This window comes from Elioraea thermophila (ex Habib et al. 2022) (assembly GCF_003336755.1).
In the GTDB taxonomy this organism is placed as follows: domain Bacteria; phylum Pseudomonadota; class Alphaproteobacteria; order Acetobacterales; family Acetobacteraceae; genus Elioraea; species Elioraea thermophila.
Window position 1 is genome coordinate 19,938 of the sequence record NZ_QMDI01000005.1, and the last position, 14,368, is coordinate 34,305.

Here is a 14,368-nt window from a genome sequence, read left to right on the forward strand (position 1 = left end):
CGCACGGCGGCGAACCGCCAGGGCGTCACTGTGGCCTCTGCACGCCTGGACCGTCGTCGAGGTCGTGCAGCATCTTGCGCAGCTGCTTCGTCGCCGGGGTGACGATGGCGACGAACTGCGCCTCGCGCAGCCGCCGCTGCGGGCGGGCGGAGGCGAGATAGCCCCGCGCGCCGGCATGCAGCATGGCGGCCTGCGCCGCCTTCAGCGTGGCCTCGCCGGCGGCGAGCCGCAGCGCGATCACCCGCCGCCAGTGGCCGGGCGAGGGGTCGAACGGATCCTCCGCCAGCGCCTGCGCCTCACGCGCGAAGGCCGCGCATTCCGCCTCCAGAGCATCCGGCTGCACCTCGAGGAAGCGGTTGACGTGACCAAGGGCCGGTTCGACCTCGCGCATGATGGCGATGCAGTCGCGGATCAGCCCCAAGGCCATGCCGGACTGCAGCAGGACGAAGCCCGCCCGGATGCGGGAGAGGTAGCCGTCGATCGGGTCGGCGAGCACGTTCCGGTAAGGGATCGGTGCCTCCTTGAAGCGCACCGCGTAGGTCGCGGTGCCTTCGAGCGCGATGAAGGGCCCGGCACGCTTGATCTCCACCCCCGGGGCGCCGCATTCGGCGAGGAAGAAGACCTTGCTGCCGTCGTCGACGCACTCCGCGATGGTGCCGAACACGTGCCCCTCGCCCAAGTTCGACACCCACGGCAGGGTCCCGTCGACGATGAACCCGTCGCCGGCACGGCGCGCCTTCAGTCGCAGCCGCTCGATGCCGAAGAAGGCCTTCATCGGGTTGGAGAGCCCCGTGCCGCCGAGAAGGCGCGCCGCGGCGGCGGGCTCGAGCCAGGCCTCGCGCGCGGCGGCGTTCGGGCTGTTGCGCACGTACCAGATCAGCGCCGACTGGCACCAGGCAAGGAACCCCGTCGAGAGGCACACCTCGCTCACCCGCGCGATGACATCGACCTGGCTGGAGAGGTCGGCGGCGGCAACGGGACGGAAACCGCCCACCGCACCGAGCCGGCGCAGGAACGGTTCGGGATAGAGACCATCGCGGTCGATGCGTACCGCGAGGGGGGCGAGTTCGGTGTCGGCAAGCGCCGAGACGGTCGCGCCGAGCTCCGGGGTGGCGGGCTTGGGCGCGGCGGCATCGCTCAGGGTGATGGTCTGCATCGTTCGCTCTCCTTGATCCGATCTCGCAATGGACTCGCCGCCGCGCCCCGACGGCTCACTTCGGCGCGACGGTGAGGTTGACGGGCCTGAGGAAGGTGTTGGCGACGGGCGACCACTTGGTGACATGCGCGATCAGTGCGGCGACCTCCTCCGGTGGGGCATCGCACTCCATGTCCACTTTCACGCGCACGTCGGTGAAGCCGACCGGCTTGTCGGAGGTGTCGCCCGTGCCCCAGACGGCGGTGATGTTGAGGTCGCCCTCGAGTTCGAGTTCGAGCTTGCGCACGGTCCAGCCCTTGTGCACGGCGTTGGCGTGCAGCCCGACCGCAAGGCACGAGCCGAGGGCGGCGAGCGTGGCCTCGGACGGATTGGGGGCGGTATCGTCGCCGAGGAGTTGCGGGGGTTCGTCGACGATGTAGGGGGGAAGCGAGCGGATGTAGTTGGCGTGGCGGAACTTCCCTTCCGCCACCGTGCGGCACTTCAGGGTCTTGATCGCCTTCGGGTTCGCCTTGCCGGACTCGATCAGCTTCAGCAGCCCCTCGCGGTCGATCGGCGTCAGGCAGCCGGAAGCGGCGGGCGCCGCCGACGGGGCAGGCGCATCGCCCGGGCTCAGGCAGGAGGGGAGGATCGCCGGCGGGGTCGTTTCGTTCATGGTTCGTTGCTCCGTGGTTGGCGCTCAGGGTTCGCGGATCCAGGAGGCGCGCGCCTGCGCCTCCTGACAGAGGAGATCGAGGGCGAAGCCGATCAGTCCGATCAGCAGCACGGTGGCGGCGAGGCGGTCGTATTCGAGCGTGTCGCGGGCGTCGTTGATCGCGTAGCCGAGCCCGGAGGTGACGCCGAGGAACTCGGCCGGCACCAGCACCACCCACGCGATGCCGACGGCAAGGCGGATCCCTGTCAGCACGTCGGGCAGGATCGCGGGCAGGATGACGAACCAGAGGAGATGCGGCGGGCGTGCCCCGAGATTGCGCGACATGCGAAGCCACGCCGGATTGATGCGGCGGTAGCCGGCGGCGGTGGCGAACAGCACCGGCCAGACGGCGGCGACCGCGATCAGGAAGATGATCGCCTCGTCCCAGCTGCGGAAGGCGAGCACCGCGATCGGCATCCAGGCGAGCGGGCTCACCATGCGCAGGATCTGGAACGGCAGGTTGGTCGCGGTGCGGACGGAGGGCGAGGCGCCGATCAGGATGCCGACCGGCACGCCGATCGCGATCGCGATGGCGAGGCCGTGGAGGATGCGGTTCAAGGAGGGAGCCGTCATCGCCCAGGCCTCGCCGCTCGCGAGCATCAGCCAGAAGCGGGCGAAGGTCGGGCCCGGGGCGAAGTCGGCGAAGGCCGAAGTGCGCGGGTTGGCCGCCACCGCCGCCGCGCCCAGCCACCAGGCGAGCCCGATCACCCCGAGCCCGGCGGCGATCAGGACGACCCGCATCGCCCCGCGACGGAGCGCGAGCGGTGCGGGGCGCGCGGCGGCAGGAAGGGCGAGCGCGGTCACAGCGCGAGCACCTCCTGGCGAACGAAGGGGTCGGGGCGTGACACGCCGGCGTCGTTGATCCAGTCCGGGAAGCGATCGAGAGCGCGCCGGACGGGCCCGTAAGCGACGAGGTCGCGCGCGACGAAGGCAGGATCGAGGGTGGCGAGGAAGCCCGCATCGCCGCCGACCACGGTATCCTTCAGCAATGTCACCATCAGTTCGGTGGCGGACGGATAGGGCCAGGGCTGGAAGTCGATCCGCCCCGCCTGCCAGTCGGCGTGCTTGATCGCGCCCGAACTGCGATAGGCGGGCTCGTCGTAAGCAAGCATCGCGCGCTCGACGACATCGGCGGGAACCGGCAGGTACCCCTCGCCGTCGCGCGACAACAGGCGCGCCACCTCGCGCTTGTTCTGCGAAGCGTAGATGGCGCCGCGCACGACGGCGGTGACGACGCGATCGGTCCAATCCGGGTCGTCGGTGAGGCGGTTCTCGCGCACGCAGGCGACACAGCACGGATGGTGCTTCCAGATGTCGCCGGTGAAGCGCAGCATGCGCCCGCCGGCGCGGAGTTCGCCGAGCGCGTTGAACGGTTCGGCGACGATGTAGGCGTCGAGCTTGCCGGCGGCGAGCGCGGGCGGCATGTCGGGTGGGGGCATGATCTGCAGGTTGCACTCGTCCGGGCCGAGTGCCGCTCCTTGCGGTTTGATCACAGCGCGCACGCCCGCCGCACGCAGCGCGTACTGCAGCACGATGTTGTGCATCGAGTACCAGAAGGGCACCGCGACCTGCTTGCCGGCGAAGTCGCGGAAGGAGGCGATGCCCGAGTTGCGACCGACCACGATGCCTGAGCCGTTGGTGTGCGCCCAGGCGACGATCTTCACCGGGAAGCCGTTGCCGTAGCGCATCCAGATCGGGATCGGCATCAGGAAGTGGACGAGGTTCACCCGGTCGGCGGCGAAGGATTCGACGAGGGGGGCCCAGCCGCGCATCAGAACGGGCCGTTCCGCCTCGAGCCCCGCTTCGCGGAAGAAGCCCTTGGCGTAGGCGACGAGGAGGGCGGTGGCGTCGGTGATCGGGATGTAGCCGATGCGCACCACGCGATCGGACGCGCGTGCCTGGCGCGCGCCGGCGGCGAGCGCGGCCGCCACGCCGCCGGCGGTGATCGCCTCGAGGAAGCCGCGCCGGGGCAGTGCCACGTAGTCGGAGGCGTACAGGGTGGCCCAGGGGCGGGGCAGGCGCGGCTCAGGCATGGGAGAAGCTCCGTTCGACGGGGACGGGACGGACGGACGGGGTGGGGGGCGAAGCCTCGGTCGCGGCCTCGGGCGGGGCGAGATCGCCGGCGAGGGCGGCATACAGACGGGCGCGCGCCTCGGCGAAGCGGGGATCGAGCGGGGAACGATCCGCCGGCAGATCGAAGGTGAGATCGGCGACGATGCGGCCCGGCTCGCCCGCCAGCACGACCGCGCGGTCGCACAGCGCGACCGCTTCCGCGATGTCGTGCGTGACGAGGATGAGGGTGAGGCCGAGCCGTTCGGCGATCGCGCGCACGTCGCGCTGCAGGGCGGCACGGGTCAGCGCATCGAGGGCGGAGAAGGGCTCGTCGAGCATCAGGAGGTCGGGCTCGACGGCGAGGGCGCGGGCGAGGGCCACGCGCTGCTGCTGCCCCCCCGAAAGGTCCTGGGCGTTGCGGTCGGCGAAGGCCGACAGCCCGACGAGGTCGAGCAAGGCGGCGATCTTCTCCTTTCTGCCCTCGCGGCGGCCGAGGAAGGAGAGGCCGAGGCCTACGTTGCGCGCGGCCGTGAGCCAGGGCAGCAGGCAGGGCTCCTGGAACATCACCACGCGCGAGGGGTCGGGGCCGGTGACGCGCCGGCCGTCGATGTGAATGGCCCCGAGGGTTGGGGTGGCGAGACCGGCGATGAGGTGCAGGAGGGTGGACTTGCCGCAGCCGGAGCGGCCGATCAGGGCGACGCGGCTGCCGGGGGCGATCTCGAGCGAGACGTCGGCGAGCACGGGGCCGGAGCCGCGCCGGTAGCGGTGCGACAGGGCGTCGATCTGGACGTGGGCGCCTCTGCCGCGTCGGGTCATGGTGTGGCGCCTGCGACGCCTGGACCGGAACAGCATGTCCGGTTTTTTGGCACAACCCGGTCAAAAAGTGTAGAAAACATTTTTGCCCTTCACCACTAAGACAGACTGGTCAGTCTCTCCGTGTGCACAGCCTTGCACAAACTGTGCCAGCCTTGCCCCACCCGGACACCCGGCGACCCGGCCTTTCCAGCCCTCGCCAAGGCTGCTACCGAACGCGGCACATGCCTGAAATGGACGCGCCCGCTGCTCAGGATTCGACCACCACGCAGACGATCGCAGGCGAGCGCGGCCCCGGGCTCAGCCGGACCGACGAAGCCCGCGCCCGTCTCCTCTCCGCCGCCGAACGGCTGATCTGCGCCCGCGGAGTCGCCGGCACGGGAATCGAGGCGATCCTCGCCGAGGCCGAGGTCGCCAAGGCCACCCTGTACCGCCTCTTCGGGTCCAAGGAGGCGCTGGTCGAGGCCGTGCTCGACCGCCACAGCCGCGGCTGGAGCGCCTGGTTCGCGGCCCGCCTCGCCGAAACGCCGGGCCCTGCCGAGGAGCGTCTGCTCGCCGGCTTCGACATCCTCGCGGAATGGTTTCGTTCGCCCGGCTTCCGGGGCTGTCCGATCCTGAACGCGATCGGCGAGGGCCCGGCCGCCGGCGACGCGCCACGCCGCGTCGCCGCCGCGCACAAGGCTCGGCTCTCGCCCGTGCTGGTCGGCCTCGCCCGCGAGGCCGGTGTGCCCGACCCGCAGGCCCTGGTCGATGCCTTCATCCTGCTGATGGACGGCGCGATCGTCGTTGCCCTCGCCTCGGGCTCGCCGGCCCCGGCGATGACCGCCCGCGCCACCTTCGCCGCCGTGCTGCAGGCGGCGAAGGCGAGCACCCACGCCCCGGCCGCCTGACCCCTCAGCGCACGACGAGCGGCAGCAGCGCCTCCAGCCTGAGCCGCCCCGCTGCGGTGGCGACGAGCCTGCCATCGGGGCGGCGCACCAGCCACCCCTCGGCCTCCGCCAGCGCAAAGCCTCGGGGGTCCAGCGCCTGGTCGAGCGCAACCCCGGTGCGGGCGCGGAAACCCTCCGGTTCCACCCCCTCGGCGAGCCTCAGCCCCATCAGCAGCGCCTCACGTGCCCGCGTCGGCGGATCGAGCGCCTCCTCCTCCGCCACCCCATGCCCGAGGCGCTCGACCTGCTCCATCCAGGCCTCGGGGGCGCGCACGCGTCGCGTCGCCACCAGGCCGTTCTCGACCGGCACCCGCCCATGCGCCCCGGGCCCTACGCCCAGGTAGGGCTGGTAGCGCCAGTAGGCGAGGTTGTGCCGGCTCTCCGCCCCCGGCCGCGCGTAGTTCGACACTTCATAGGGGACGAGCCCGGCGCGTTCGGCCTCCTCCGCCGTCGCCGCGTAGAGCTCGGCCTGAGTGCCGTCGTCCGGCAGCACGAGCTCGCCGCGGGCCTGGGCGCGGGCGAACGGCGTGCCCGGCTCGATCGTCAACTGATAGAGCGAGAGGTGGTCGAGCCCGAACGCCAAGGCGGCGCGCAGCTCCGCCCGCCAGCCGGCCTCGGTCTGTCCGGGCCGCGCGTAGATCAGGTCGAACGAGGCGCGGGGGAAGGTCGCCCGCGCCAGCGCGAGCGCGGCGCGCGCCTCCGCCGCCGTATGACGTCGGCCGAGGAAGGCGAGGGCAGCGTCGTCCAGCGCCTGCACGCCGAGCGAGATCCGGTTCACCCCCGCCTCCCGAAAGCCGCGCAGCCGACCCGCCTCGACCGAGGTCGGGTTCGCCTCGAGCGTGATCTCCGGCTCGTCGGCCGCGGGGAAGGCCGCCCGTGCGGCGTCGATGATCGCCGCCACCGTCTCGGGCGACATCAGCGACGGCGTGCCGCCGCCCAAGAACAGCGAACCGAGCGGCCTGGGGCCGACGCGGGCTGCCTCGAAGGCGAGGTCGGTCAGCACCGCGCGGCGGTAGCGCACCTCGTCGATGCGCTCGCGCACGTGGGCGTTGAAGTCGCAATAGGGGCAGCGCGACAGGCAGAACGGCCAGTGCACGTAGAGCGCGATCGGGTCCATCAGCCGCGATATGGGCAGGGGTCAACCACCGGACAGGCGCCGTTGCGCGCGCCCGCCCGCCCGCGTGAACTGGAACCCATGTCGTCTCCCCGCCCCGCCCGCCTGCTGCCCGGCCGCCCCTGGCCGCTCGGGGCCACCTGGGACGGGGCGGGGGTGAACATCGCCGTCTTCTCCGCCCACGCGACGAAGGTTGAGCTCTGCCTGTTCGACGAGCGGGGCGAGCGGGAAGTCGCGCGGCTTCCCTTGCCCGAATGGACGGACGAGATCTGGCACGGCTACCTGCCCGACGCGGGCCCCGGCCTCGTCTATGGCTTGCGCGCGCACGGCCCTTTCGACCCGATGGCCGGGCATCGCTTCAACCCCGCCAAGCTGCTGATCGACCCCTACGCGCGCCAGCTGCGCGGATCGCTTCGCTGGCATGAGGCGCTCTCGGGCGGCGAGCGCGCACCCGACCCGCGCGACAGCGCCCCCTACGTGCCGAAGGCGGTGGTGGTCGCCGACGACCCCGCCCCCGACGACCGCCCGCGCATCCCGTGGGACCGCACCGTGATCTACGAGGCGCATGTGCGCGGGCTCACCGTGCGCCACCCCGCCGTGCCGGACCCGATCCGCGGCACCATCGCCGCCCTCGCCCACCCCGCGATCCTCGACCACCTGACGGGGCTCGGCGTGACCGCGATCGAACTGATGCCCGTGCAGGCGATCCTGCACGATCGCTTCCTGCTCGAGCGGGGGCTCGTCAACTACTGGGGCTATCAGACGCTCTGCCACTTCGCCCCCGAACCGCGCTACCTGCCCGCTCCGGAGGACCGCGTGGCATTCCGCAGCACCGTGCGCGCCCTGCACGCCGCCGGCATCGAGGTCATCCTCGACATCGTGCTGAACCACACCGGCGAGGGCGACCATCGCGGCCCGACCCTCTCCTGGCGCGGGCTCGACAACGCCTCCTACTACCGGCTCGACCGCACCGATCGCGCCCGTTACGTCAACGACACGGGCTGCGGCAACACGCTCGATCTCTCCAACCCGCGCGTGCTGCAGTGGGCGCTCGATTGCCTGCGGCACTGGGCGACGAGCTACGGCATCGACGGCTTCCGCTTCGATCTCGGCGCCACCCTCGCCCGCGGCCGCGATCATGCTTTCGACGCGTGCGGCGCCTTCCTCTCCGCCCTGCGCCAGGACCCGCTTCTGTCGACTCTGAAACTGATCGTCGAGCCCTGGGACCTCGGCCCCGGCGGCTATGCGCTGGGCCGCTTCCCGCCGGGTGTGTCCGAGTGGAACGACCGCTTCCGCGACGCGGCCCGCCGCTTCTGGGCCGGCGATGCGCACGTTCGCCCCGACCTCGCCGCGCGCCTCGCCGGCTCTGCCGACCTGTTCGACCGCGCCGGCCGCCGCCCTTGGGCGTCCGTGAACTTCATCACCGCGCATGACGGCTTCACCCTGTTCGACCTCACTGCGTACGAACGCAAGCACAACGAGGCGAACCGCGAGGACAACCGGGACGGCCGGGATGCCAATTTCAGCCGCAACTGGGGCGTGGAGGGCGAGACGGAGGACCCCGCCATCGAGGCCCGTCGCGCTGGGATCGCCCGTGCCCTCCTCCTCACCCTCTTCGCGGCCGCCGGCACGCCGATGCTGCTGGCGGGCGACGAGGTTCGCCGCACGCAGAAGGGCAACAACAACGCCTACTGCCAGGACAACGAGACGAGCTGGCTCGATTGGGACCGCGCCGCCCGTCCCGACGCCGTCGCGCTGCACCGCTTCGCGGCCCGGCTGATCGCGCTGCGCGCCGAGTGGGCCCCTCTTCGCCCCCCGCTCTTTCCGCACGGCATGGACGAGCCCATGCCCGGGGTTGCGGACATCGCTTGGTTCGACACCGAAGGCCGCCCGATGACGCCGGAAGCGTGGCAGGAAGCGGGGCACGTGATCGTGCTGCGCCGCTTGGCGCGAACGGACGACGGCACGGTCCAGGCCACCCTCCTCATCCTCAACGGCGGGGAACGGACGTGTACCGTGCGCCTGCCGCACCCGCCCCTGCCCTGGCGCGTGCTGGTCGATACCGACGCCGAGGCGGACGCCCCGGCCGACGCCACGGTGTCGGAGGCGCTGCCGCTCCCTCCCCATGCCGCGCTGCTGCTCGGTGCGGTGGTGGCGGGGGGCTGAAACGCCCGCAAAGGCGTCGCCCCTTTCCGCGGCCGAAGGTATCATGCCGGTGATGCGGTGCAGCGAAGCGCCGAACAGCGCCATGGCGATGGTATTGGAGGGATCTTGGATACGCTGACGACACCGGCCACCACGGCCTCGATCGACCCCTCCAGCTTGCGCGCGGCGATCGTGCGCAAGCTCACCTACGATCTCGGCCGCTCCAGCCAGTCGGCCTCCGATCACGCCTGGTTCGTCGCCACCGCGCTTGCCATCCGCGAACGGTTCGTCGATCGCTGGATCGCCACCAACCGCCTCGCCTACGAGAGCGGGGCGAAGCAGGTCTACTACCTCAGCCTCGAATTCATGATCGGGCGGCTGTTGCGCGACAGCATCGACAACCTCGGGCTCACCGAGGCGGTCAACGACGCGCTCGCCCCCCTCGGCGTCACCCTCGAGCGCATGCGCCAAGCGGAGCCGGACGCCGCCCTCGGCAATGGCGGTCTCGGCCGGCTCGCCGCCTGCTTCCTCGAGAGCATGGCCTCGCTCGGGATCCCGGCCTTCGGCTACGGCATCCGTTACGATCACGGTCTGTTCCGCCAGGTGATCGCCGACGGCTGGCAGCACGAGTACCCGGAGGACTGGCTCGCCTGCGGCAACCCTTGGGAGTTCGCCAAGCCGGAGATCGCGCACGAGATCGGCTTCGGCGGCGCGGCCGTGCCCCTCGGTGCCGACCCGCTCGGTCCGCATCGCTGGCAGCCGGCGGAGACCGTGCTCGCCGTCGCCTACGACACCCCCATCGTCGGCTGGCGCGGGCGGTCGATGACGACGCTCCGCCTCTGGTCCGCCCGCGCGCCCGACCCCCTGCTGCTCGAGGCCTTCAACAAGGGCGACCATGTCGGGGCGATCGCGCATCGCGCGAGACTGGAGTCGATCAGCAAGGTGCTCTACCCCGGCGACGAGACCACGGCCGGGCAGGAGCTGCGCCTGCGCCAGCAGTATTTCTTCGCCTCGGCCGCGCTGCAGGACCTGATCCGCCGCCACCTGCGCGTCTATCAGGACCTCTCCTCGCTGCCCGACAAGGTGGCGATCCAGCTCAACGACACGCACCCCGCCATCGCGGTGGCGGAACTGATGCGGCTCTGCATCGACCAGCACGGTGTCGCCTGGGACGACGCCTGGGACATCACCCGCCGCACCATCGCCTACACCAACCACACCCTGCTGCCGGAGGCGCTGGAATCCTGGCCGGTGTGGATGATGGAGAAGGTGCTGCCGCGGCACATGCAGATCATCTACCTGATCAACGCCCGCCACCTCGAGGACGTGCGCACCCGCTTCCCGAAGGACGACCGTCTGGTCGCCTCCGTGTCGCTGATCCACGAGAACATGGAACGGCGTGTGCGCATGGCGCACCTCGCCTTCATCGGCTCGCACCGCACCAACGGCGTGTCCGCCCTGCACACGGAACTCCTGAAGCGCACGGTGTTCCACGATCTCGATCGCGTCGCACCCGGGCGCATCGTCGGCATCACCAACGGCATCTCGTTCCGACGCTGGCTGTTCCAGGCCAACCGGCCGCTTGCGTCACTGATCGAGCAGACGATCGGCCCTCGCTTCCGCGACGACGCCGAGGCGCTGGCCGCGCTGCGTCCGCGCGCGGACGATGCGGGCCTGCAGGCGGCGGTGGCGGCGGTGAAGAGGCGCAACAAGCAGGCGCTCGCCGACATGCTCAAGCGCGACCTCGGCGTTCGGCTCGACCCCGGCGCGCTGTTCGACGTGCACATCAAGCGCATTCACGAGTACAAGCGCCAGCTCCTGAACCTCCTGGAGACGATCGCCCTCTACGACGCGATCAAGGCTGACCCCGGTGCCGCTTGGGTGCCGCGGGTGAAGATCTTTTCCGGCAAGGCCGCCGCCTCCTACTGGCGGGCGAAGCTGATCATCCGTCTCGCCCACGACATCGGCCGCAAGGTGGCCGAAGACCCCGTCGTGCGCGACCTGCTGAAGGTCGTGTTCATCCCCAACTACAACGTGTCGATCGCCGAGATGGTCATTCCGGCCGCAGACCTTTCCGAACAGATCTCGACCGCCGGCATGGAAGCCTCCGGCACCGGCAACATGAAGCTCGCGCTGAACGGCGCGCTCACCATCGGCACACGCGACGGGGCGACCGTCGAGATGGCCGAGCGCATCGGCGAGGAGAACATGTTCCTCTTCGGCCTCTCCGCCGAGGAGGTGACGGCGCGCCGGGCGCAGTGGGTCGGTGGGGCGGCGGAGATCGCGAAATCCCCCCGCCTGGGTGCGGTGCTGGAGGCGCTTGCCGCCGGCGCCTGGTCCCCCGACGACCCCGCACGTTACCGCGTGCTGGTCGATTCCATCCGCGGCGAGGACCGCTTCATGCTCGCGGCCGATTTCGAGTCCTATTGGGCGGCGCAGCGCGCGGCGGATGCGCTCTGGCGCGATCAGGCCGCCTGGCAACGCGCAGCGATCCGCAACATTTCCGCCATGGGCTGGTTCTCCGCCGACCGTTCGATCGCGGAATACGCCGCCAAGGTTTGGGACATCCCGCTGCCGCGCCTGCCCGTGCCCGCCGCTGAACCGCCGCGCCCCGCCGTACCGGTGGACGCCGCCTGAGCTGAACTCGGGCGGCCGGGCTTGCCGGGCCCTCGCCGGGTCGCGCTAGCATCCCCTGCCGACGGGCCGAGGAACAGGCGGAGGAACGGACGGGATGGCGCACGCACGCGAGACGACTCAGGGGCCCCTCGCGCGCACCGCCATGGCCTTCGTGCTGGCCGGCGGACGCGGCTCCCGTCTGATGGAGCTGACCGACCGCCGCGCCAAGCCGGCCGTGTTCTTCGCCGGCAAGTCGCGCATCATCGACTTCGCCCTCTCCAATGCGCTCAATTCCGGCATCCGCCGCATCGCGGTCGCCACCCAATACAAGGCGCACAGCCTGATCCGCCACCTGCAGCGCGGCTGGACCTTCTTTCGCCCCGAACGCAACGAGAGCTTCGACATCCTGCCGGCCTCGCAGCGTGTGTCCGAACATCTCTGGTACCGCGGCACCGCGGATGCCGTGTTCCAGAACATCGACATCATCGCCGACCACGCGCCGCGCCACGTCGTCATCCTGGCGGGCGATCACGTCTACAAGATGGACTACGAGGTGATGCTGCAGGAGCACGTGCGGGCCGGGGCGGAGGTCACCGTCGCCTGCATCGCCGTGCCGCGCGAGGAGGCGAGCGCGCTCGGCGTGATGGCGGTCGACGAGACGGGTCGCATCGTCGACTTCGTCGAGAAACCGGCCGACCCGCCGGCGATGCCGGGTGCGCCACACCTCGCCCTCGCCTCGATGGGCATCTACGTGTTCGACACCGACTACCTCTTCGACGTGCTGAAGGAGGATGCGGCGGACGAGTCCTCGACGCACGATTTCGGCCGCGACCTGATCCCCCGCATCGTGCGGCGGGGTCGTGCCCATGCCCATGCCTTCGAACGGTCCTGCGTGCGCTCGCGCGACGAGGCCGCGCCCTATTGGCGCGATGTCGGCACCATCGATGCCTACTGGGAGGCGAATATCGACCTCACCGACGTCGTGCCCGATCTCGATCTCTACGACCAGAACTGGCCGATCTGGACCTATGCCGAGGTCGTGCCGCCGGCGAAGTTCGTGCACGACGAGGAGGGGCGGCGCGGTCAGGCCGTGTCCTCGCTCGTTTCGGGCGGCTGCATCATCTCGGGCGCCTTCGTGCACCGCTCGCTGCTGTTCACCGGCGTGCACGTGCACTCCTACGCCCGGCTGTCGGGGGCGGTGGTGCTGCCGCAGGTGGACATCGGCCGACACGCGCGGCTGACCAACGTCGTGGTCGATCGCGGCGTGCGCATCCCGCCCGGCCTCGTCGTCGGCGAGGACCCGGAACAGGACGCGCGGCGGTTTCGTCGCACCGCGCGCGGGGTGTGCCTGATCACGCAGACGATGATCGACCGGCTGGGCGCGCCGTCGTGACGCTCTCCGTCCTCGCTGTTGCCTCCGAGGTCTACCCGCTGGTGAAGACCGGCGGACTCGCCGATGTCGTCGGCGCCTTGCCCGCTGCCCTCGCCCCGTTCGACGTCACCGTCACCACCCTGGTTCCGGGCTACCCGACGGTGTGCGACGCGCTCGAGGAGGCAGCCGAGATCGCCGCCTGGCATGACCTGCCGGGCGGGCCGGCGCGTGGCATGCGCGGGCGTGCGGCCGGGCTCGACCTTGTGGTGCTCGACGCCCCGCAGCTCTTCGATCGCCCCGGCAACCCGTATCTCGGCCCCGACGGCGCGGACTGGCCGGACAACGGCCTGCGGTTCGCCGCCCTCGGCGCGGCGGCCGCCCGCCTCGCACACCTCCTCGGCGTCGATGCGGTGCACGCGCACGACTGGCAGGCGGGGCTCGCGCCCGCCTATCTCAGGCATGGTCACGGTCGCGCGATCCCCTCGCTCTTCACCGTGCACAACCTCGCCTTCCAGGGCCGGTTCGGGGCCGATCTCTTTCCGCTGCTCGGCCTCCCCCCCTCGGCCTTCGCCATCGACGGCGTGGAGTTCCACGGCGGTGTGGGCTTCCTCAAGGCCGGGCTGTGGTACGCCGACGCGCTCTCCACCGTCTCTCCGACCTACGCCGAGGAGATCCTCACACCCGAGGGGGGCATGGGGCTCGACGGATTGCTGCGCGGGCGAGCGGAGGCTCTGTTCGGCATCCGCAACGGGCTCGATGTGGAGCAATGGAACCCGGCGACCGACCCGCATCTGGCCGCGCGGTTCTCCGCCGACGACCCCTCCCCGCGCGCGGCCAACGCCGCTCTGCTGCGGGAACGCTTCGCGCTCGATGCGAACCTGGCCGGGCCGCTGTTCGCCTTCATCGGCCGCCTCACCTGGCAGAAGGGGATCGATCTTCTGCTCGAGGCCCTGCCCGCCCTGCTCGATACCGGCGCCGCGCTCGTCATCCTCGGCCAGGGCGAGGCCGCCCTGGCCGCCGCCTGCGAGGCGGCGCAAGCCGCCCACCCAGGCCGGGTCGGCACGTTCGTCGGCTATTCGGAGCCGCTCGCTCGCCTCGTCTATGGCGGGGCGGATGCCGTGCTCATCCCCTCGCGCTTCGAGCCCTGCGGCCTCGTCCAGCTGATCGCGCAGCGCTACGGTGCGCTCCCCGTCGTCGCCCGCACCGGCGGTCTCGCCGACACGGTGATCGACGCCAACGATGCCGCGCTTTCCATGGGCTGCGGGACGGGGGTGATGTTCTCGCCCCCCTCCGCCGCCGCTCTCGCCGCCGCGATCCGACGCACCAGTCGCCTGTTCCAGGACCAAAACGTCTGGCGCGTGCTGCAGGCCAACGCAATGCGGCTCGACGTCTCCTGGCGAGGGTCGGCCGAACGCTACGCCGCGCTCTTTCGCCGCCTTGCCGGCCGCTGAGGACGGCGATCGCGCACCGCTCCCTCCGC

11 protein-coding genes are annotated in these 14,368 nt (G+C 71.2%); 5 read left to right on the plus strand and 6 right to left on the minus strand.

Annotation, left to right across the window (positions count from 1 at the left end):
* Positions 1-25: 25 nt before the first annotated feature.
* From DWB05_RS08290 to DWB05_RS08310, 5 genes are read right to left on the minus strand one after another with little or no spacing between them, the layout of a single operon-like run.
* Entirely contained in the window at positions 26-1,156 is a 1,131-nt protein-coding gene (locus tag DWB05_RS08290; RefSeq protein ID WP_198669111.1) for an acyl-CoA dehydrogenase family protein, read from the minus strand.
* 55 nt (positions 1,157-1,211) lie between these two features.
* The gene (locus DWB05_RS08295) at positions 1,212-1,808 is read right to left on the minus strand and encodes an OsmC family protein (protein ID WP_114376742.1); all 597 of its coding nucleotides are present in this window, start codon (positions 1,806-1,808) and stop codon (positions 1,212-1,214) included.
* Positions 1,809-1,832: 24 nt separating this feature from the next.
* Positions 1,833-2,651 carry an ABC transporter permease gene (locus tag DWB05_RS08300; RefSeq protein WP_198669112.1) on the minus strand — a complete coding sequence of 273 codons (819 nt, stop codon included), beginning with the start codon at positions 2,649-2,651 and terminating at the stop codon, positions 1,833-1,835.
* A complete protein-coding gene (locus tag DWB05_RS08305) occupies positions 2,648-3,880 on the minus strand; it encodes an ABC transporter substrate-binding protein (protein WP_114376743.1) in 1,233 nt (410 codons plus the stop codon). Before DWB05_RS08305 ends, DWB05_RS08300 begins: the two co-directional genes overlap by 4 nt.
* Entirely contained in the window at positions 3,873-4,715 is an 843-nt protein-coding gene (locus DWB05_RS08310; RefSeq protein ID WP_114376744.1) for an ABC transporter ATP-binding protein, read from the minus strand. The genes DWB05_RS08305 and DWB05_RS08310 overlap by 8 nt, the downstream gene beginning before the upstream one ends.
* A 221-nt stretch (positions 4,716-4,936) precedes the next feature.
* Here DWB05_RS08310 and DWB05_RS08315 point away from each other — a divergent pair, with 221 nt between their 5' ends.
* The gene (locus DWB05_RS08315; protein ID WP_198669113.1) at positions 4,937-5,602 is read left to right on the plus strand and encodes a TetR/AcrR family transcriptional regulator; all 666 of its coding nucleotides are present in this window, start codon (positions 4,937-4,939) and stop codon (positions 5,600-5,602) included.
* A 4-nt stretch (positions 5,603-5,606) separates the two neighbouring features.
* Here the strand turns inward: DWB05_RS08315 and hemW are convergent, their stop codons facing one another.
* Positions 5,607-6,758, minus strand: coding sequence for a radical SAM family heme chaperone HemW (gene hemW, locus DWB05_RS08320; protein WP_114376746.1), 1,152 nt, complete (start codon positions 6,756-6,758; stop codon positions 5,607-5,609).
* A gap of 78 nt (positions 6,759-6,836) precedes the next feature.
* Here hemW and glgX point away from each other — a divergent pair, with 78 nt between their 5' ends.
* The 4 genes from glgX to glgA all read left to right on the plus strand — a co-directional run bounded on the left by glgX (position 6,837) and on the right by glgA (position 14,339).
* A complete protein-coding gene (glgX, locus tag DWB05_RS08325; RefSeq protein ID WP_114376747.1) occupies positions 6,837-8,921 on the plus strand; it encodes a glycogen debranching protein GlgX in 2,085 nt (694 codons plus the stop codon).
* A 105-nt stretch (positions 8,922-9,026) separates the two neighbouring features.
* Positions 9,027-11,537, plus strand: coding sequence for a glycogen/starch/alpha-glucan phosphorylase (locus DWB05_RS08330; RefSeq protein WP_232818469.1), 2,511 nt, complete (start codon positions 9,027-9,029; stop codon positions 11,535-11,537).
* 94 nt (positions 11,538-11,631) lie between these two features.
* On the plus strand, positions 11,632-12,909 hold the full coding sequence (glgC, locus tag DWB05_RS08335) for a glucose-1-phosphate adenylyltransferase (protein ID WP_114376748.1): 1,278 nt from the start codon (positions 11,632-11,634) through the stop codon (positions 12,907-12,909).
* Positions 12,906-14,339, plus strand: coding sequence for a glycogen synthase GlgA (gene glgA / locus DWB05_RS08340; protein ID WP_114376749.1), 1,434 nt, complete (start codon positions 12,906-12,908; stop codon positions 14,337-14,339). Before glgC ends, glgA begins: the two co-directional genes overlap by 4 nt.
* Positions 14,340-14,368: the final 29 nt, after the last annotated feature.

Coding starts and splice junctions, on each gene's coding strand:
- DWB05_RS08305 (WP_114376743.1), bottom strand. CDS start 3,880: ATGCCTGAGCCGCGCCTGCCCCGCCCCTGGGCCACCCTGTACGCCTCC.
- DWB05_RS08295 (WP_114376742.1), bottom strand. CDS start 1,808: ATGAACGAAACGACCCCGCCGGCGATCCTCCCCTCCTGCCTGAGCCCG.
- DWB05_RS08310 (WP_114376744.1), bottom strand. CDS start 4,715: ATGACCCGACGCGGCAGAGGCGCCCACGTCCAGATCGACGCCCTGTCG.
- DWB05_RS08290 (WP_198669111.1), bottom strand. CDS start 1,156: ATGCAGACCATCACCCTGAGCGATGCCGCCGCGCCCAAGCCCGCCACC.
- DWB05_RS08315 (WP_198669113.1), top strand. CDS start 4,937: ATGCCTGAAATGGACGCGCCCGCTGCTCAGGATTCGACCACCACGCAG.
- hemW (WP_114376746.1), bottom strand. CDS start 6,758: ATGGACCCGATCGCGCTCTACGTGCACTGGCCGTTCTGCCTGTCGCGC.
- glgX (WP_114376747.1), top strand. CDS start 6,837: ATGTCGTCTCCCCGCCCCGCCCGCCTGCTGCCCGGCCGCCCCTGGCCG.
- glgC (WP_114376748.1), top strand. CDS start 11,632: ATGGCGCACGCACGCGAGACGACTCAGGGGCCCCTCGCGCGCACCGCC.